The following is an 18,469-nucleotide window of genomic DNA, read 5'->3' as shown; positions in this document are numbered from 1 at the left end:
CGTTGCATTTAGATGTTGGGTGAAACCGCTTACAGGAAATTTAATTGCTGTTGTTTATTAACCAAAAACCTTGCCTGCTGTTTTTTAACCGAAGGGAATTCATCTAAAAACTCATCAAGAGAAACTCCAGCTTTTAAATAATCAAGCGATTCGACTGATACGCGTGTACCTGCAAAAACTATTCCATGTCAATCAGCGCCAAATCATCTACCCGTTCAAAATGTTTTTTGTTTAGAGTTGCGATAGGTAAATTGTTACTTATTGCGATGGCAGCGATGAATAAATCGGCCATGGCAATCTGCCTACTTTTTATTTTGAGTGCTTTATTTATAGCTACAGCTTTAACAACGGCAGCGCTGTCGAAATTTAATACTTCAATGTTTTTTAGGAATTTTTTCCAGTAATCCATCTGCGCAGTAGTAGCGCCGGTATAAATCTCATACTCTGTAATAGCAGATATGCAAAACTTATACCCATTGTCTATTAATAAAATCAGTTTTGAGTTTGATTTGTCGGACTTTCTGAAAAAATCAATAAGTAATGAAGTGTCAACTACTGCTATTTTAGCCGCCATTTATTGATTTCTTTCCGGGTTTGTTCAATAGTTGCTATTTGTTCATCGGTAAAAACCGGAGCATCTAACAGAAATGATTTAAGATCTTTTAATTCATTATCTTCTACTATTTCCTTATCAAGTTCTTTTTTAAATTTCAATAGTTGATCTTTAGGTAATTGCTTAACAATCCTTATTAAATTTTCAAAGCCGATATCAACCTGAACTTGCATACCCAAATTTACAAAATTTATTTAAATTAGTTTTTATACAATTCACCCATGAAACTCAAACTACTCACCCTTTTCTTATTTCTCGCCACCGCCACTTTTGCCCAAACCGATAAAAAACTAACCGCGCAATTACAGGATGCCGTTAAAGGTTTTCACGGCCAAGCTGGCATCTACATACAAAACCTTAAAACGGGTAAAACTGTTGCCATTAATGCCGATACGCTGTTCCCTACAGCCAGTATGATTAAGGTGAGCATTCAATGCGGGTTGATGGATAAGATAGAGAAGGGCGAACTGCGTTATAACCAAAAGCTGGTTTACCGCGACTCGCTTTTATATGCCGGGGAAGATATTTTAGGCTCGTTTAAAGATAAGGACACCGTGCAGCTGAGTAAAGTGGCCATGCTGATGATAACCATGAGTGATAATACAGCAAGCTTGTGGCTGCAAAAACTGGTTGGTGGCGATTATATTAACAACTGGCTGCAGCAAAATGGTTTTAAAGTAATGCGCGTAAACTCGCGTGTGGCCGGCCGCGAAGCTATCCGCAAAATTTATGGCTGGGGCGTAAGTACACCTTATGAAATGTGCCGCCTGTTTACCATGATCAGAAAAGGCGAAGCCGTAAGCCCCGCCGCCAGCGAAAGAATGTACCGTAACATGGGAAGGATTTACTGGGACGAGCACGCCCTGTCGCAAATTCCGCCATATGTGCATACCATATCCAAGCAGGGCGCGGTTGACGAGTCGCGGTCAGAAACTGTGCTGGTAAACGCGCCCCATGGCGATTACGTATTTTCTGTCATCACCAATCACAATACCGATCAAAGCTGGGGAGCAAGTAACGAGGCCGGCCTGCTCATCAAAAAAATATCGGCCCTGCTATGGCATTATTTCGAACCCGCCAGCGACTGGAAACCCGCCGAAGGTGTAGATAAATTTATGCTGAATGAATAGGTGGTTCATTGGTTCACTTGTTCATTAGTTCATTGGTCTTGTCTGTTTGTTCATTGGTTCACTCGTTCATTAGTTCATTGGTCCTGTCTGATGGCGTGCAGGTGATTTCGGGAAGTCAGGCTTAAAACGTTTCGTCCGCTATGCCCGCGTTCCAATGAGCCAATGAGCCAATGAACCAATGAACCAATGAACCAATAATAATTAAGTAAAATTTCTGTTTGCTTTGCAGTTAAATGGATGCCGTTTGTTATAATTGGCAATTATATCAATGTGTTAAAAATACACATACCAGCTACAACCAATTAAATGAAAAAAACACTTACTTTATTTGTATTGCTTATACTATGTATTACAGTAAAAGCACAAACTATTGCCAATTTATCGGGTACCATAACCGACGAGAAAAGCCAGGGCATTGCCGGTGCAACCGTTTACCTGCTGAATACCAACTACCGTACTGTTGCCGATAAGGATGGGAAATTCTCATTGAAAGATATTGCATCCGGAAGCTATATTTTGCACATCAGCGCCGTTGGTTATGCTGCTAAAAGCCAATCGATTGTTTTAAGCGGTACTATGCGCCCCATCAGTTTTCAGTTGAAAGATGCCAGTAACCAACTGGATGAAGTTACCGTAACTGCTCAAAAATACGAGGAGGATGCCCAAAAAGTGCCTTTTAGTGTTACAATCTTATCGGCCAGGCAAATAAAAGATTACAGGCTTTGGGATTTGAAAGATTTGACTGCTATTGCCCCCAACTTAAACTCTGCCGGCTCGGGCGATGGCCGTACCGTTAGCGGTATCAGGGGTATAGTTACCACCTCTTACGATCCTGCTGTGGCTACTTATGTTGACGGTGTAAACCAATACGGCCTGGATACTTACATCCCACAGTTGCTTGATGTAGATAGGATAGAGGTACTGCGTGGCCCGCAGGGCACGCTGTATGGGCGCAATGCTACAGGTGGTGTTATCAATATTATTACCAAACAGCCATCAAACACTGTAAGTGGCTTTGCCGGGCTGGATTTTGGTAACTACGGGCAGCAGCGTTTTACCCTGGGTATAAAAGCCCCCTTGATAAAAGATAAATTGTTTTTAGGTGTAGCTGGTGTGTACTCGGGTTTTAATGGTTTTTATACCAATACATTTGATAATAGCCATTTTGATAAGCAACACTTCTTTTTAGGTAATTACTACCTTAAATTCCTGGCTACATCCAAACTGGCTTTTACGCTGAATGTTAAAAATTACAACAACCGTAACAACGGCGCGTTCACATTGGCCGGTTCGCCGGATGACGCTTTGAGCAAACCTTACCAGGTAGATCAAAACGCCACCACTAAAATGATTGATAATACCTTCAATACTTCGCTGGCTATCAATTATTCGGGCAGCGATTTTAACTTTACCTCGCAGTCATCATACCAGGTAAATAACCGTTACTACACCAAACCCATTGATGGCGATTTTTCGCCTATTGACGCGGTATCGGTAGTAAACAACTATGGCGGCGACTGGAATAAAGTACGTACAGGTATCCAGGAGTTTAGGTTTACTTCGCCTGCATCGTCAACCTCTAAATTAAAGTGGACCGCCGGCGCTTATGGTTTTTACCATTACGCTCCAAACAAGCAGGGAACCTATTTTGGCGCCGATGCTGCCGCCGTTGGCTCGCCAATAACCAACTTTACCAGCATCAATACCAATATCGACAGGAATTTTGGCGTGGCTGTTTATGGCCAGGTAACCTACGTTGTTAGTCCGCAATTTGATATTACCGCCGGTTTGCGTTATGATCATGAGCACAAAAAAGAGAGTGTGAAAGGCGAGTTTCAGCCTGATGGCGGCGATGCTATGGTTACCCGGTCGGATACCTCTTCATCGGCAAATTTTAAGGCCTTTTCGCCAAAACTTAACCTGGCTTACCATCTATCGGCTACCAATAATTTATATGCTACTTACAGCCGCGGTTTCAGGGCTGGTGGTATTACCGAGTTAGGGTCAGATCCGTCGTCGCCACCGTTGTACACTTTTAAACCAGAGTACAGCAATAACTTCGAGGTTGGATCAAAAAACAACTTTTTTGATAATAAATTACGCGCAAACCTCGCTTTGTTTTACACCCGCGTTACCGACGCACAGGTGCCAACTTTAATACTGCCCGATGCTATTACCGTAACCAAAAATGCAGGCAAACTGAGCAGTAAAGGTGTTGAAGTGGAGTTAAGTACTACACCTATAAAAGGCCTGGAAATAGAAAATAACTTTGGCTACACCAATGCCCATTACACCGACCTGGCTGTAGGTAACAATGGCGTTATAGTTGATTTAAAGGGTAATAAACAAATTTACACACCTAAGTTTACCAACATACTGGCACTGCAATATGGCTACGCGCTTGGCGGCCGGCAAAAAACAAGGTTGGTAGCCCGTGGCGAATGGCGCTACCTTGGCGACCAGTATTTTGATCTTGCTAACACCATCGAGCAAAAAGGCTACAGTAAATTCAATGCCCGGATAGGCATCGATACCAAAAACTATAGCCTGTTTTTATGGGAGAGCAACATAGGCAACAAAAAAGCTATTGATTACGCATACGATTTTGGCGCTACCCACTTAGGTAACCCAAGGGTTTACGGGGTATCGGTAGCGGCTAATTTTTAGTATACACCTCGCCTTTATAAGGATGAATGGTTGAATAAAAGGCATAACCTGCTACATGCATCAGGTAGTAGGTCATGATATCGCACCAGCAAATTTCATCATGAAACATCGGGACCGCCGGGAACTTACCTTCCTGGCGGCTCTCGTTTTTATTGTAATCGTACTCGCCGCCGTGTTGCTTTATCCACTCTTTAAACAGGTCCATTTCGGCCGGCTCTGAAAAAACTATCTTGAAAAAAGTTTCCTCTTTAACCGATTTAAGATCGTCGTTAATATAATGGTGGAATTTATGCCGGTGTCGGATTATTTTAGCAGTTATCATACTGTATATGCTTGTGGTGCAGTAGGGTAACACTAAATGGCGGCTAACGTTTTAATTATTATTTTACGGTAGTTAAATAAATGTTAGCTATGTATCTTTAGCCGGCTATAACATCGTATTTTTTACCTATGAAAAAACTTATCGCAAGTACAACAGCATTTGTGCTATTTGTAACTATTACCTTCAATGCCGGGGCACAGGCAAATAACGCTTCAAAGTCACTTAAAGTATGGTTGCTGGCCGGGGTGAACCTGAAAAATGGCCCTGCCGACAACAGTAAAACCATTGCAACTATTCCGTATGGAACTATTGTAAAGCCTGTTAAACCAGAGGCAGGGGCTAAAACGTTAACGGTAGATTTTAATACAGCCGCTTTAAAAGAGCCGTACAAACTGAGCGGCAAATGGATAAAGGTAGAGTTTAAGGGTAAAGGAGGGTATCTGTTTGATGGCTACCTGTCTGCCATGCCTGCATTGGAAATGGATGATCATGGCTTTGTCGAAACGGAAGATGCTTACCTTAAGCGTAATTACGGGGTTTTAAAAATAGCGAAAAGGATACCCAAAAAAGGAGCCAAGGAAACAAGTATTTATTACAAAAACGGGGCTGTAACTACCGAGACGTATTTTGACGGCTGTGCCGATCACAAACTGCTTTTAAAGAACATTAGCCTAAATGAGGCGATGCTTTTTGAAAACGTATTACATAAAAATGCAGATGCCGCGCAAAATATTAAGGTGGAAAAGCAACAAGCCGGAGGCGTAAAAATATCATCGTATGATTGTGACTGATATTGTTTAAATTCGATTTTATTTAAACCGGTATAACCATATTTCCTTTTCATGAAAAAATTAGCTGCTCTGACCCTGTTTTTTACCATTGGTTTATTGCAATTTGCCGCCGCACAGGTTTTAACCCAATATGGCGATAACGTGAGTACCCTTGATGGTATTATGAAAGCCTATTACGACGTAGTAACTGTGAAAAAAGGAGAGAAGGTAAGCTACGAGCGTGATAGCCTGCTGCATATTGCGGACGCGCATGTAGGTTCGGCAGGATTGAATAAAGAAGGCAAGATAAAGTTTCATTACATGACGCTGAAAGAATATCATCGCCTGTCCGACGCGTCATTGTCCCGCGATGGCTTTGACGAAAAGGAGATCTCGAGGAAAGTAGAAAAGTTTGGCAGCATTTATCATGTTTTCAGCACCTACGAATCGCGTAATGTTGCCGGTGGTCCAATTATCGAACGCGGAATCAACAGTATCGAATTATTTAACGATGGTACCCGTTTCTGGATCCTGGCCTGGTTTTTTGACGGCGAACGGAAGGATAATCCGATACCGAAGGAGTATCTGGAGAAGTTGTGAGTTGTGAGTTGTGAGTTCTGAGTTCTGAGTTCTGAGTTCTGAGTTCTGAGTTCTGAGTTCTGAGTTCTGAGTTCTGAGTTCTGAGTAAAAATAGCAATCAAGTTAATCAAAATCCTGGAAATCTGATTAATCTGTTTAATCCGGGTTCAGAAAAAAAATCCTGTCAATCCTGCCAAATCCTTAAAATCTTGTTAGCTTTTCATCTTCTTTAGTAACGCCTCTACCACTTTTGGGAAATGTAGGTGTTCCAGTTGCTGGCCTTTGAATTTGATCATCTCGATGTTATCGCCGGGTTCAATTTTGAACTTCGATTGGTGGATAACTTCGCCTTCATCAAAGTGTTCGTTTACAAAATGGATGGTGATACCGCTTTCTTCTTCTTTGTTATCCAAAATAGCTTTATGCACATGATCGCCGTACATGCCCTTGCCGCCGTATTTGGGTAGCAGGGAAGGGTGAAGGTTGATGATTTTATTGGGGAACGCTTTTAATAATGAGCCGGGGATAAGCCACAGAAAACCTGCCAGTACAATCAAATCAACCTGCAGGTTTTTGAGTAGACGGATTACATCATCAGTTTCAAAAAATTCGTGGCGGGTAAAAATGTGCGATGGCACTTCAAAATTGTCGGCACGCTGTAATACGAAGGCTTGTGGGTTGTTGGTGAGTATCAGTACAACTTCGGCCTCGGCATTGCGTTTAAAATGCTCCATTAATTTTTGGGCGTTTGAACCCGAACCTGAAGCAAAAATGGCAATTCGTTTCTTCATTAAAGTTTTTCAAAGGTGTTGAAGTTACCGCGAACAACAGTTAAACATATCCGTGGTAGTTTTATAAACCGTTCAATAATATCCAAATATAATTTTTTACGTGGTTTAATTGGTATTTGTTGTGGCTTTTTGCCGTATAAATCCATAACGCCTAACGGTGCGGGCTTTGGTAGCCGAATAATTGGGCTCAACATCACCGGTTTGCAACACCAGGGAATAAGTGCCAAGGGTTTCAATCTGCGTATAATTAAATGGCTTTTCGGTGCTCATGCTGCCGCCGGCCACGGTGTCTTTAGCTACGATATCTGACGAAAAGTATAACTTGTTTTCAGTCAAATTCCAGGTGCCGGTTGATGTTTGTTTAATACAATCAAAATTGGTGTAGCTGCAGGTATTATCGCTTTTAAAGGTGAAATACTGGTTTTTATCACAATCGGTATTTAACGTATCCGGATTGCCTACCTGTGTATTCCCTGTGTAATGGTAAACCTGTATCGAGGCCAGTTCCCAAACACCGCTGGCTAAAAGGGCTGGGATATTGCTATTTTTATCTTTTTTGCAGGAGTTTACCAGTGCGCCGGCAACAACTAAAGCAATTATAAAGAATAATGGAAATTTATTTTTCATGAAATAATGTACGCGCAAAAATATGAAATCCTGTAGTTATTAATCTACCCACAGGGGTTATATTTAACTAACTGTTTTAAACCTGTTTTATTTTAACAACGCTATTAACATCTTATACCTGGCGTAATGGTTTTTACTTTTGAATTTTTACTTTTAACTTTTGAATTTAAACATGCGCATCCCACTCCCTCAACTTAAAGCCGAATTTAAACGCGTTTTGCTAAAGCTCAATTTTACTGACGATAAGGCCAGTGAATGTGCCGGTATTTTTGCAGAAAACAGCAGGGATGGCATATATACCCACGGCTTAAATCGTTTTCCTGTTTTTGTGCAGCACGTAAAGGATGGCTTGGTTAAACCCGGCAATCATCCCAACCGGGAAGGCGGTTTTGGCGCTATGGAACAATGGAACGGTAACCTGGGGCCAGGGATGCTGAATGCCAGGTTTTGCATGGATAGGGCCATCCAACTGGCAAACGACAACGGCATAGGTTGCGTGGCGCTAAAAAATACCAACCACTGGATGCGGGGTGGCACTTATGGCTGGCAGGCAGCAGACGCCGGTTATATAGGCATATGCTTTACCAATACCATTGCCAACCTGCCACCCTGGGGTGGGCTCGATCCGCGGCTGGGTAATAACCCGTTGGTAATAGCCGTGCCACGTAAAGGGGGGCCTGTGGTGCTGGATATGGCCATATCGCAATACTCGGTAGGTAAATTGAATCAGTATAAAAGCAATAATGAAACTTTGCCGTTGCCAGGGGGATACGATGAAGCCGGTAATTTAAGTACCAACCCGGCAGCCATACTTCAATCCACAAGGCTGCTTCCTGTCGGTTTCTGGAAAGGATCGGGGCTTTCCCTGGTGCTTGATTTATTAGCTACAATTTTAAGTGGAGGCAATTCCACTGCAAAAATTACGCAAAGCGGAGCCGAATCGGGTGTATCACAGGTGTTTATCTGTATAAGGCCTTCAAACGATCGACAAACAGCCTCGCTAATTGAAGAGATCATCGCCTACACCAAAACCAGTACCCCTGAGCAAGAGGGCGGCACTATAAACTATCCCGGCGAAAATACCCTAAAAACGCGTGAACGAAACCTATCCGAAGGAGTTTTGGTTGATGAACGGATTTGGGAGGTGGTGAAGGCCCTATAAAGCCGCTCTTCTATTTTTGAATTTTGAATTTTTACTTTTGAATTACCCAACCATCATCCCTTCAAACTTTTCCCAAAAGCCATCGCGCGGAACGGGGGCTATAATCTCGACAGGCTCATTTTTTACAGGATGAATAAAGGTAAGCTTACGGGCATGTAAACAGATGCTTTTACGCAGGCTGCCGCGCGGATAACCATATTTATTATCACCTACTATAGGCGAGCCCAGGGTTGATAACTGCACGCGGATTTGGTGCGGCCTGCCAGTTATCGGGTCAACTTCTATCAGGTAGTAACCATTAAGCTCGGCAACCAGTTTGTAGCTTAGTTCCGATCGTAAACTACCCTGTACCTCTTTATCGTGGGCCTTGGTTACGTTTTTTTGCGGATTTTTTACCAGCCAATGCACCAATGTGCCCGATTCGGGATAAGGTTTTTTGCGCACCACGGCATAGTATGTTTTATGCATTTCGCGGCCTTTAAACATTTTATTGATCCGCTCAAGCGCTTTGCTGGTTTTTGCAAACAGTATAACGCCGCTCACGGGCCTGTCTAACCTATGCACCACGCCTAAAAAGGCGCCATTGGGTTTGTTGTATTTCTGAGCTATGTACTTTTTAACCTTATCGTCTAATGATTCGTCGCCGGTATCATCAACCTGTACAATATCCCCGGCACGTTTGTTCACCGCAATAAGGTGGTTATCCTCATAAAGGATATCCTTATCAGTAACATCAAAACTGGTATAATTAAACTCGGGGCGGGCCATTTTTATTTCGGATTTGGGATGTTCGATTTCGGATTTGCTGATTTAATAGCGGAGATAGTTCTTCCTTCTCATTTTCAAATTTTCAAACCCTCAAATTTTCAAATCATTTGCATATCTGCACATCTGAAATCTGCACATCTACTTAATATTGTTCCTTATCGTTCGGGAAGCTTTTTGATTTTACATCGCTGATGTAGTTTTTAAAAGCCCCGTTCATTTGCTCATATAAGTTGGAATACTGGCGTAAAAAACGCGGCTTAAAGCCGTTGTTGATGCCCAGCATATCGTGTATTACCAAAACCTGGCCGTCGCACTGGCCGGCACCTATACCGATGATTGGGATTTGTACACTTTGGCTAACTTCTGTTGCCAGTTTGGCCGGTATTTTTTCAAGTACAATAGCAAAACAACCAAGCTCCTGTAACTTAAGCGCGTCTTCACGTAATTTCTGGGCTTCAACTTCTTCCTTGGCGCGTACGGTATAGGTGCCAAATTTATAAATAGATTGCGGCGTTAAACCTAAATGCCCCATTACCGGAATGCCCGCCGTTAGTATACGGCTGATAGACTCGGCAATTTCAACGCCACCTTCCATTTTAACGGCATGCGCGCCAGATTCTTTCATGATCCGGATAGACGAGTTAAGCGCCTCTTTAGAATTACCCTGGTACGATCCAAAGGGCAAATCCACAACAACCAACGCCCGTTTGGCGGCGCGAACAACTGATGATGCATGATAGATCATCTGATCGAGCGTAATCGGAAGCGTGGTTTCGTGCCCGGCCATCACGTTTGAGGCCGAATCGCCTACCAGGATGATGTCCATACCGGCTTCATCTACAATGGTAGCCATGGAGTAATCGTACGCGGTAAGCATGGCAATTTTTTCGCCACGGTTTTTCATCTCCTGCAGAATATGCGTGGTGATCCTTTTTACTTCTTTGTTTACAGACATAGTTAAATGTGTTAAAGAAAGCACAAAGGTAATTTTTTTTATTTCGGATTTCGGATGTTCAATTTCGGATTTAGTAAGGCTAAATGAAGGTTAATTCAAAATAAAAATTCTAAAATAAAAAAATCCGAAATCCCAATTCCGAAATCCGAAATATTCTCGTACTTTTGCACCGTGAATCCGGAAGTTCCTTACTTCAATATTTCTATCAGTTTTCACGGGGCTTTGAACCAGGCGATCCGATTTAATAATCCATTCAATTTTTTTGCTAAATGACGCACTTCACCAAATTACCGGCAGTACTTTTATTGGCTGATGGCACCGTTTTTTACGGTAAAGCCGCCGGAAAGATAGGTACTACCACCGGCGAGATCTGTTTTAACACAGGGATGACCGGCTACCAGGAAATTTTTACCGACCCATCGTACTTTGGGCAAATAATGGTTGCAACCAATGCGCACATTGGTAATTACGGTATAGCCGATATCGAAGTTGAATCGGGTAATATCCAGATTGCAGGTTTGGTTTGTAAAAACTATAACATTGCTTACAGCCGTAAACAAGCTAACGGATCTATCCAGGATTATTTCCAGGCGCAAAATATAGTAGGCATCAGCGATGTGGATACCCGCCAGATAGTACGCCATATCCGCGATAAGGGCGCTATGAACGCTATCATTTCGTCAGAGATATTGGATATCGAAGAGTTGAAAGCCAAACTGGCCGAAGTACCTTCGATGGATGGGCTGGAGTTATCATCACAGGTATCAACCACCGAAACTTATACTTTTGGTAAAGAGGATGCCACCTACCGGGTTGCAGTACTTGATTTGGGTGTAAAGAAAAACATCCTGCGTAATTTTGATGATCGTGATGTTTATGCCAAAGTTTTCCCGGCAAAAACTACATACGCCGAAATGGAAAAAGATTTTGCGCCAAACGGCTATTTTATATCAAACGGCCCCGGCGATCCATCGGCTATGCCTTATGCAATTGATACCGTAAAAGAAATTTTAGCTGCAGATAAACCGATGTTTGGCATTTGCTTAGGTCACCAGTTACTGGCTTTGGCTAACGATATCCCAACCAAAAAAATGTTTAATGGTCACCGCGGCTTAAACCACCCGGTAAAAAACATCATCATTAATCATTGCGAGGTAACATCGCAAAATCACGGTTTTGGTGTGATACCAGAAGCTGTGCGCGCATCCGATAAAGTAGAAATTACCCACGTAAATCTTAACGATCAATCGATAGAAGGTATCCGTGTTAAAGATAAAAAAGCATTCTCGGTACAATACCACCCGGAGTCATCACCTGGTCCGCACGATTCAAGGTATTTGTTTGATGATTTTATCAACCTGATGAAATAACTTTTTGATTTGAAAATTTGAGGATTTGAAAATTTGAAAATTTTTTTGAAAGCCTTTTGAGTGAAAAACTTGAGAGGCTTTTTTATTTGCTCGTTTATATTTCTGCCGACGCTGCAACGGCTACCGCGGGCAGTGTAAACATAAATTCGGTACCTACCCCCGGCTCGCTGGTTACCCATATTTTACCGTGGCATTTTTCAACAAGATCTTTACAAAACAGCATGCCCATGCCGGTGCCCGATTCATTTTTGGTGCCCATCTTACTGTTTACCTTGCCTTTAAACAGTTTATCGCGCTGATCGGCAGACATGCCTACACCGGTATCTTTCACCTTTACAATAATTCTTTTGTTATCTTCCATCGTGGCCGAAATCTCGATGGTATCACCTTCGCGGCAAAATTTCAGTGCATTAGTAATCAGGTTACGGATAACAATGCGGACAGAGTTGGGATCGGCCCAGGCAGATAAATTGCCGGGAATGCTATCCAACAGGTTGATGCCTTTTAACTCGGCTTGTTCGTGGTAGGTTTCAATCTCTAAACTCACCAGCCCTTTTATCGAAAAGTTTTTTACCGATGCCTCAAAGTTTTCCATCTGGCTGTTTATCCAAAAAAGGAGGGTGTCGAGAAAATCAGAGGTGTATTCCAGTTTTTTTAATACGCCCGGTATCATTTCCAGCAACTCCTCGTGGCTGATGCTATCATCCTGTAGCAAGCTGAACAGGCCGCGTAATGTGCTTAACGGTGCCCGCAGGTCATGTGCCAAAATAGATATCAGCCGGTCTTTTAAAACATTTAAATCGTTTAGTTTTTCGGCCTGGTCGTCAATATTGGTTTTTTGTTTCAGTATCTCGCTGTTACGGTCCTCAAGCAGGGCGTTAATTTTTTGCTGCTTTCGTTTTTGACGGTAATAAATACCTACGGTGACTATCATGGCCGCAATTATGATAGAAAATATGGCGTTAACCAGCCGTTGGCTTTTTATTTTCTGTTGATATATCAGGTCGCGTTCACGCTGTTGCTGGGCAAGCTGGCGTTTCTTTTCGGCAAAGCCCAGTTCATAGTTATATGAGGTGAGCTTTTGAATACTTTCATTATCATTAATTTGATTTTTAAGGTTGATGTATTCATTTAACATCCGGTTGGCTTCTTCATATTTGCCAAGGCCGGCCATGGCCTTGTTAAGCTGTAACGCCGAGTTGGAGCGTACCGATATATTGCCCAGCTTAATGGCCTGCGCCTGGCCACCCACAGCGTATTTATAGGCATTTTTATAATCGCTTAACAAGTTATACATGGTGGCATAACCATTTAAAGCGTAGGCTTGGTTATACACAATCTGGTATTTTGTGGCTATCTGTAACGATGTATCAAGGTATGATTTGGCAAGCAAAATTTGACTTTTATGCGCGTAACACATGCCAAGATCTGTATAAACCGAACTTAAGCCGTCTTTATCATCCTGTTGTTTGGCGGTTTTCAGCGATTTTGTTAAATATAAAATAGCTTCATCGTATTTATGTTGGGCAAGCAGCACTTCGCCAATGTTTTCATTAATAGTGCCAACGGCTTGCTTGTTGTTGGTAGCCTCAAATACCTGTATGGCCTTTTTAAAATATTCAAGCGCGTTGGGGAACACCTCCATATTTTGCAATACAACCCCAATATCATTATAAATTTCGGCTGATGTTGTTACATAATTGTTTTTTAAAGCGATAAAAAGGCCCTTATAGTAAAAGTCGAGCGCATTTGAAAGCTGGCCTTTACTAAAGTAAGTTATCCCTATGTTTTTATAACAATCTGTTAAAACAGGCTCGTCCTGGTTGCGCAGGCAAATCAGGCGGGCTTTATCTAAATAGTCTAAGGCAAGTTTATATTCGGCCAATTGGTTATACATCCGCCCGTAGGATATGTATGCCTTGCTAAGGCCCCTATCATTATGTAAGCTTTTGAATATGGCTATAGCTTCGTCAAAATTCTGTTTGGCTTGTTTGGTGTTGCCTTTAAAATAACTTACGTGCCCGGTTTCCAGTAAGCCATCTGCTATCCCCTCCGGATATTTAATTTTGCGCGATAGCTCAACGCTTTTTTTGCCATAATAATAAGCGCTATCGGGGTTCGATTTAAAATAGCCCGATGCTATTTTGTTGAGCTTATTAATGGTAGCGGTATCCGGATTTTTTTGATATTCAGACGCCGGCAATAACAGGTTTTTAATACTATCAACTTCGGGATGCGACTTAGCAAATGCCTGAAGGCTTGAGAATAAAAGAAAGAACGCAGATATTAACCCCCGTGTACCATGATTACCTGCAATATGTTTTTTAAATCTCAAGATCGGTGAATAGTTAATGCTTATACGAAACAAACGGCGAAATTGGTTTGATTTATTTTAATTAATAAATATAGGGTATTTTAGTAGTGGCCTTAATTAATTCCCTTTAATTAATTTTAACGCTTTAACAGGTGCAATGAAAAAGAATATCGACCTCAAATTAAATGCTGACGAAAAGGCAGTACTTAAAAGCCAGAAAATAAAGATAAATACATTGGCTGGCTACGCGCCTGATGAAATAGCGGCTATACTGAAGGCATCGCCCCAAAGGGCTAAAGAAATTGCCGCCCTGATGGAATTTCAAAGCATCCCTTCGTTGGGCATTAACTTTGCATCCGAGCTTATTGAACAAGGGTATTATTCGTTAAAACAGCTTGAAGGTAAAGATCCCGTTGAGTTGTACAACGCATTTGAAAAGCATTGGGGGGCCTGGGCCGACCCTTGTGTTGAGGATTCGTACCGTTTACTGGCCCATTATATTGTACACCGCGACGAGACCAAACGCTGGTGGAATTTTACTGCCGAACGCAAAGCCTACCGCGCCCAACACGGCTTCCCTGCCGACAGGCCAGCCCGCCCCTGGTATGATTTGCCGCAATACCCCAAAATGAAGCAGTATGCCGATGGCCTTAATAAAGATACAGGTACTGTTAAGTTGTAAGTGTTTAGTTGCAAGCCGGAAAATCGCGTTTAAGATTTCATGATCGGCTATATTGGGCTAAACCGGTATCAAGTTATTAGATTTTTAGCGCAAAGTTGCTAAGCTACAAAGAAAAATAGGCAAATCAGTTTGCCTCTCTCCGTGTTAGCGCGAGCTAAATTTTATAAACTCTAAACGTGATTTTCCTGTAGTTGCAATCCCTGGGCTTGATTGTTCGTTTTTGACTTATAACTTGGTACTTTCGGCTAAAGGTTATTTAACATAGAAAGTGGAGTTAAAAACTTGACTTAGAGAGGTAGCTCCTACGGAGCAAAGGAAATATTTGAGCATTTGTTCTACAAACGGGTAGCCTCTACGAGGCGGACTATCACCTTAGTGAGTGGATGTCTGATCTCTCGTAGAGGCTATCTATTTGTAGCAATATCTATTTAAAATTCTTTTATGCCCCGTATGGGGCTACCTATTTCAGTTTATATGGGATTTCCTGACTGTTGACACTACACCGTAGCGTCTTAATTCTTGACTCTTATCTCTTGATTCTTCTCTATTTTGTTATTTTTATTTGGATTTATTCTAAATAAGGATTTACTTTGCTCTTGTCGGATAAAAGCAAAAAAACCGCCCGCAAAATAATTGACGTTTACGTTGAAAAACAGTTTAAAATATAAAGTCCTGCTCTGTAGTAATAAACGCCTTGATAGCTTTTTTACAGGGCAGGCACAAATTAAATCATCTACCTATGTGCGATGCAAAAGTATTGAGCCAGGTTGGGGCATCGGTTATTAGCCGCTGCCACGAGTGCCGTTGTATTTTTATCTGGAATAATAACCTTATCCTGAGTTTTACGCCCGAGCAGTTTATACAATTCCGGGATTTTACGCTCGAACTTAATTTTGAGAATTATACTTTCCCCTTTCCCGACGGGCAGGAACGTATGGTAATGCGCACCCCGGTAAATGATGTGCAGTTCACCTTCAGCAGCGATGAATGGGAAGATTTTCATGCCGCCATGGATGAAGCCGTTTACATGCAGGAAGTATACAGCCTGATGGATGGACGGGAGTAGATGTGCAGATTATGGATGTGCAGATTTCAGATGATTTGAAAATTTGATGATTTGAAAATTTGAAGATGCGGGAATTAAACGAATTGGGGAATTTTTTGAATCCTGTTAATTCATTAATTCAATAAATTTCGGTTCAGAAAACATATCCGAAATCAAAATTAACAAATCCGAAATCGAAATTCCGAAATCCGAAATCAAAATCAAAGATTACACCAGTAAGTCCACTTAACTACCAGCTGGCGGTTTTTAACGGTATAGGGCGATGGTATGGAGTTATCCCCATAAACAATAAAAAAATCTGATGCCGGTTTGTAGCGCCATTGCAGGCGTACGTTGGTATTGATGTTTTTTACCTGGCCGTTGTATTGTACATAAGTGGTAAAATATAACGTGTTAGTTAAGGTGATATCTGCCTTTGGCCCAATCAGCCAAAATTGGGTATCGCCGTAAGGCTGGGGCAGGCGCAGATCATTAAATGAGGAGTTTACAAACAGGTTAACATAAGGCTGAAAGCGATAACCCAGTTGCGCAATCAGGCTGGTGCGGTATCCATCGTAATAACCACCGTGAAGGCCCTCCAGCAAATAGGTAAATAAGGCCTGCGGTTTTGATGCAAATTGCACATCAACCGTGTTCCAATGATGTTGCGAGCCTATAGGCAACGGTGTTTTGCCTGTATTGGTTGGATCAAAAGGCACCAGTAATTTGATATAAGTATCAATGCCCGATACCGTAAATGTGCTTTTGTTGCGTAGCGTCATAATGTAAGCTAAGGTGCTTTCGTTATCGGTACGCTTAAAGTTTTCGTCAAAATAATAGTTGCTGGTTAGCTGGATGCCATGGATAAGTACATCGCCGCCCTTGGGGAAAAAGTTATGTAATATCAGCGGGCTAATTTTATTATAGCCAACCCTGGGCACATAGCCAACCCCGGCAGTATAATTTTTGCCAACATACTCATCCTGTAAATAGGCCGTCCAGTATTTGCTTAGGTATTGCACGTGGGCGGCTGCCACCAGGTCGTGCCCCTTAAGGCCGGGTGTAAATGATTTTAGGCCTAAAAGTTTGCCGGTCCATAAATTGCTTGGTGAGGCCAGGTTGTACTCCACCCCAAAGTTACGGTTATAGGCATTACCGGGGGGTGATGTCCCTGTTGCATCCTTATTAATAAACATAAAGCCGATGTTTGAACGGCCAAAAACACGGCGCTGAAGCGTGAGCACGCCATAGTTTTGGGCAGGGGTAAGGGCATCGTTTGATGTTCCGGTTTGTATATCCATCAACCCAACACGCCAGTCTTTATCCAGCTTGCCGGTAAGCCTGGTGCCAAATCTGATAGGGGCATTAAGCCCTATTCTGCGCGAAAAAAATGGCCTGATATCGGCGTAGCCAAAATTGGCAAACAAGTCGCCGTTCTCTAAAAAAAACTGCCTCTTCTCGGGAAAAAATAGTTCATACCGGTTCAAATTAACCACTTGCTGGTCTACATCAACCTGCGAAAAGTCGGGGTTAACGGTAAGGTCGAGGTTGAGGGACGAGGTAAGGCCAATTTTGGCATCGCCGCCTATTTCCTTTTTCCAGTCGGTTTTGGTTCCGGCGCTGTAGTCTTTTGAAATACCGGTAAGCGCATAAGGAATAATAGAAATGTTGGTGCCTGCATCCGGAGGTAAATCGTCCCACACCAGCAATCCGGTATAAGCCAGTGATGCGGTAGGGAACTGCCTTGGTACCGGCGCCCAGCTCGATTTTTCGGTCGTTATCAGGTCGTTGCGGCTAAAGTTGATACCCCATTGGCCAACACCTTTTTTATAACGGATACTCTTAAAGGGAATGGCTGCCTCAAATACCCACTTATCGGGATAGTTTTTTACTACCGATATCCATTTGTTATCCCAGCTCAGGTCTACCTTACCCCCCTCGTACATGGTGCCATCCCATTGAGCGCCGGCGGCGTTGGCACCAAAGCTGAAGCCATCTGTACGGGTGTCAAAAGGGTCGAGAAAAAATATAAAGTTATCGTTCTTCAGAAAAGCAAAATCGCGCTTCAGCGATTCAACCATATATTCGCCAGGTCCGGCAGTGTAACAAACGGCAATAATGTAAAGGTTGTTGTTATCAAAGGTCATCCGCACTTCGGTATGTACTTTGGCCCTGCTGGTATCCATAGGCATTACCATGAAAAAGTTGGCTGCCGAATCGGCTTTATGCCAGGCCTCGTCCATAACGCCGTCAATAGTAATGGGAGCCGTTGTTTTACGAATATGGTATTGAAAAGCCGAGTTCTTTTTTTGCGCCGATGCAGGTAAACTGAACAAACAAATAGCCAGTAGCAGTAACTCTATTTTAAAAAATATGTACGGGTTTACTTTGTTCAAGTTTAATGAAGATGAAAGGTTTAAACACAACTCAGCCCGCTGTTGTAGCGGGCCGGGTTATATTATTGAGCAAGATAATAATTAGGTGTTAGAATCAAAAATTCGGACAAGATTGTTACCGTTATAAAAGGAGTTGTCATTTCGAACGAACCCCCGGTGGGCTGCGCACATGAGGTGAGGAGAAATCTTTTACGCCCTGCATGCTGATAAGCTTTTTGGGATGCAGGGCGTACAAGATTTCTCCTCGTTCCTCGTTCGAAATGACAATAATTTTGTCA

General features: G+C 42.4%; 18 protein-coding genes. 8 read left to right on the top strand and 10 right to left on the bottom strand.

The annotated features are described in order from the left end of the window. Positions 1 to 29: 29 nt before the first annotated feature. The 3 genes from FSB76_RS05700 to FSB76_RS05690 are packed head-to-tail and all read right to left on the bottom strand — an operon-like array spanning position 30 to position 786. A complete protein-coding gene (locus FSB76_RS05700; protein WP_147060895.1) occupies positions 30 to 182 on the bottom strand; it encodes a DUF433 domain-containing protein in 153 nt (50 codons plus the stop codon). Further along, positions 179 to 574 carry a type II toxin-antitoxin system VapC family toxin gene (locus tag FSB76_RS05695; protein WP_147052609.1) on the bottom strand — a complete coding sequence of 132 codons (396 nt, stop codon included), beginning with the start codon at positions 572 to 574 and terminating at the stop codon, positions 179 to 181. The genes FSB76_RS05700 and FSB76_RS05695 overlap by 4 nt, the downstream gene beginning before the upstream one ends. Next, entirely contained in the window at positions 559 to 786 is a 228-nt protein-coding gene (locus tag FSB76_RS05690; RefSeq protein ID WP_147052608.1) for a hypothetical protein, read from the bottom strand. Before FSB76_RS05690 ends, FSB76_RS05695 begins: the two co-directional genes overlap by 16 nt. 48 nt (positions 787 to 834) lie before the next feature. Here FSB76_RS05690 and FSB76_RS05685 point away from each other — a divergent pair, with 48 nt between their 5' ends. Then, positions 835 to 1,743, top strand: coding sequence for a serine hydrolase (locus FSB76_RS05685; protein WP_147052607.1), 909 nt, complete (start codon positions 835 to 837; stop codon positions 1,741 to 1,743). A 306-nt stretch (positions 1,744 to 2,049) separates the two neighbouring features. Beyond that, positions 2,050 to 4,410, top strand: a complete 2,361-nt coding sequence (locus FSB76_RS05680) for a TonB-dependent receptor (protein WP_147052606.1) — start codon at positions 2,050 to 2,052, stop codon at positions 4,408 to 4,410. On the opposite strand, the gene FSB76_RS05675 is transcribed toward FSB76_RS05680, so the two are convergent. Beyond that, complete coding sequence (locus FSB76_RS05675; RefSeq protein ID WP_147052605.1) at positions 4,400 to 4,732, bottom strand: hypothetical protein; 333 nt, start codon at positions 4,730 to 4,732, stop codon at positions 4,400 to 4,402. The two genes, FSB76_RS05680 and FSB76_RS05675, sit on opposite strands and share 11 nt — an antisense overlap. Positions 4,733 to 4,860: 128 nt before the next feature. Here FSB76_RS05675 and FSB76_RS05670 point away from each other — a divergent pair, with 128 nt between their 5' ends. Both FSB76_RS05670 and FSB76_RS05665 read left to right on the top strand, forming a co-directional pair. After that, positions 4,861 to 5,523, top strand: coding sequence for an SH3 domain-containing protein (locus FSB76_RS05670; RefSeq protein ID WP_147052604.1), 663 nt, complete (start codon positions 4,861 to 4,863; stop codon positions 5,521 to 5,523). Between the two features lie 51 nt (positions 5,524 to 5,574). Beyond that, complete coding sequence (locus tag FSB76_RS05665; RefSeq protein ID WP_147052603.1) at positions 5,575 to 6,102, top strand: hypothetical protein; 528 nt, start codon at positions 5,575 to 5,577, stop codon at positions 6,100 to 6,102. Between the two features lie 191 nt (positions 6,103 to 6,293). Here FSB76_RS05665 and purN read toward each other — a convergent pair whose 3' ends face one another. Together purN and FSB76_RS05650 are read right to left on the bottom strand one after the other, a co-directional pair. Continuing rightward, positions 6,294 to 6,872 carry a phosphoribosylglycinamide formyltransferase gene (gene purN / locus FSB76_RS05655; RefSeq protein WP_147052601.1) on the bottom strand — a complete coding sequence of 193 codons (579 nt, stop codon included), beginning with the start codon at positions 6,870 to 6,872 and terminating at the stop codon, positions 6,294 to 6,296. Between the two features lie 105 nt (positions 6,873 to 6,977). Next, complete coding sequence (locus FSB76_RS05650; protein WP_147052600.1) at positions 6,978 to 7,499, bottom strand: lipocalin family protein; 522 nt, start codon at positions 7,497 to 7,499, stop codon at positions 6,978 to 6,980. A 172-nt stretch (positions 7,500 to 7,671) separates the two neighbouring features. Between FSB76_RS05650 and yiaK the strand changes: the two genes are divergently transcribed. Beyond that, on the top strand, positions 7,672 to 8,661 hold the full coding sequence (gene yiaK, locus FSB76_RS05645) for a 3-dehydro-L-gulonate 2-dehydrogenase (protein WP_147052599.1): 990 nt from the start codon (positions 7,672 to 7,674) through the stop codon (positions 8,659 to 8,661). Between the two features lie 42 nt (positions 8,662 to 8,703). Here yiaK and FSB76_RS05640 read toward each other — a convergent pair whose 3' ends face one another. After that, positions 8,704 to 9,429: an RluA family pseudouridine synthase gene (locus FSB76_RS05640; RefSeq protein WP_147052598.1), complete on the bottom strand. Its 726-nt coding sequence runs from the start codon at positions 9,427 to 9,429 to the stop codon at positions 8,704 to 8,706. Between the two features lie 142 nt (positions 9,430 to 9,571). Continuing rightward, on the bottom strand, positions 9,572 to 10,384 hold the full coding sequence (gene panB, locus FSB76_RS05635; RefSeq protein WP_147052597.1) for a 3-methyl-2-oxobutanoate hydroxymethyltransferase: 813 nt from the start codon (positions 10,382 to 10,384) through the stop codon (positions 9,572 to 9,574). A 269-nt stretch (positions 10,385 to 10,653) separates the two neighbouring features. Here panB and carA point away from each other — a divergent pair, with 269 nt between their 5' ends. Beyond that, the gene (gene carA, locus FSB76_RS05630; protein ID WP_147052596.1) at positions 10,654 to 11,754 is read left to right on the top strand and encodes a glutamine-hydrolyzing carbamoyl-phosphate synthase small subunit; all 1,101 of its coding nucleotides are present in this window, start codon (positions 10,654 to 10,656) and stop codon (positions 11,752 to 11,754) included. Between the two features lie 94 nt (positions 11,755 to 11,848). Here carA and FSB76_RS05625 read toward each other — a convergent pair whose 3' ends face one another. Continuing rightward, entirely contained in the window at positions 11,849 to 14,089 is a 2,241-nt protein-coding gene (locus tag FSB76_RS05625) for a tetratricopeptide repeat-containing sensor histidine kinase (RefSeq protein ID WP_147052595.1), read from the bottom strand. 136 nt (positions 14,090 to 14,225) lie between these two features. On the opposite strand from FSB76_RS05625, the gene FSB76_RS05620 reads away from it, so the two are divergent. After that, a complete protein-coding gene (locus FSB76_RS05620; RefSeq protein WP_147052594.1) occupies positions 14,226 to 14,750 on the top strand; it encodes a helix-hairpin-helix domain-containing protein in 525 nt (174 codons plus the stop codon). Positions 14,751 to 15,489: 739 nt separating this feature from the next. Beyond that, positions 15,490 to 15,816 carry a DUF6686 family protein gene (locus FSB76_RS05615; RefSeq protein WP_147052593.1) on the top strand — a complete coding sequence of 109 codons (327 nt, stop codon included), beginning with the start codon at positions 15,490 to 15,492 and terminating at the stop codon, positions 15,814 to 15,816. Between the two features lie 200 nt (positions 15,817 to 16,016). Here FSB76_RS05615 and FSB76_RS05610 read toward each other — a convergent pair whose 3' ends face one another. Further along, positions 16,017 to 18,191 carry a DUF5916 domain-containing protein gene (locus tag FSB76_RS05610; RefSeq protein ID WP_225976431.1) on the bottom strand — a complete coding sequence of 725 codons (2,175 nt, stop codon included), beginning with the start codon at positions 18,189 to 18,191 and terminating at the stop codon, positions 16,017 to 16,019. Positions 18,192 to 18,469 lie beyond the last annotated feature (278 nt).

The sequence above is a fragment of the Mucilaginibacter ginsenosidivorax genome (assembly GCF_007971525.1).
GTDB lineage: Bacteria > Bacteroidota > Bacteroidia > Sphingobacteriales > Sphingobacteriaceae > Mucilaginibacter > Mucilaginibacter ginsenosidivorax.
This window is presented reverse-complemented; position numbering and strand designations above follow the sequence as displayed.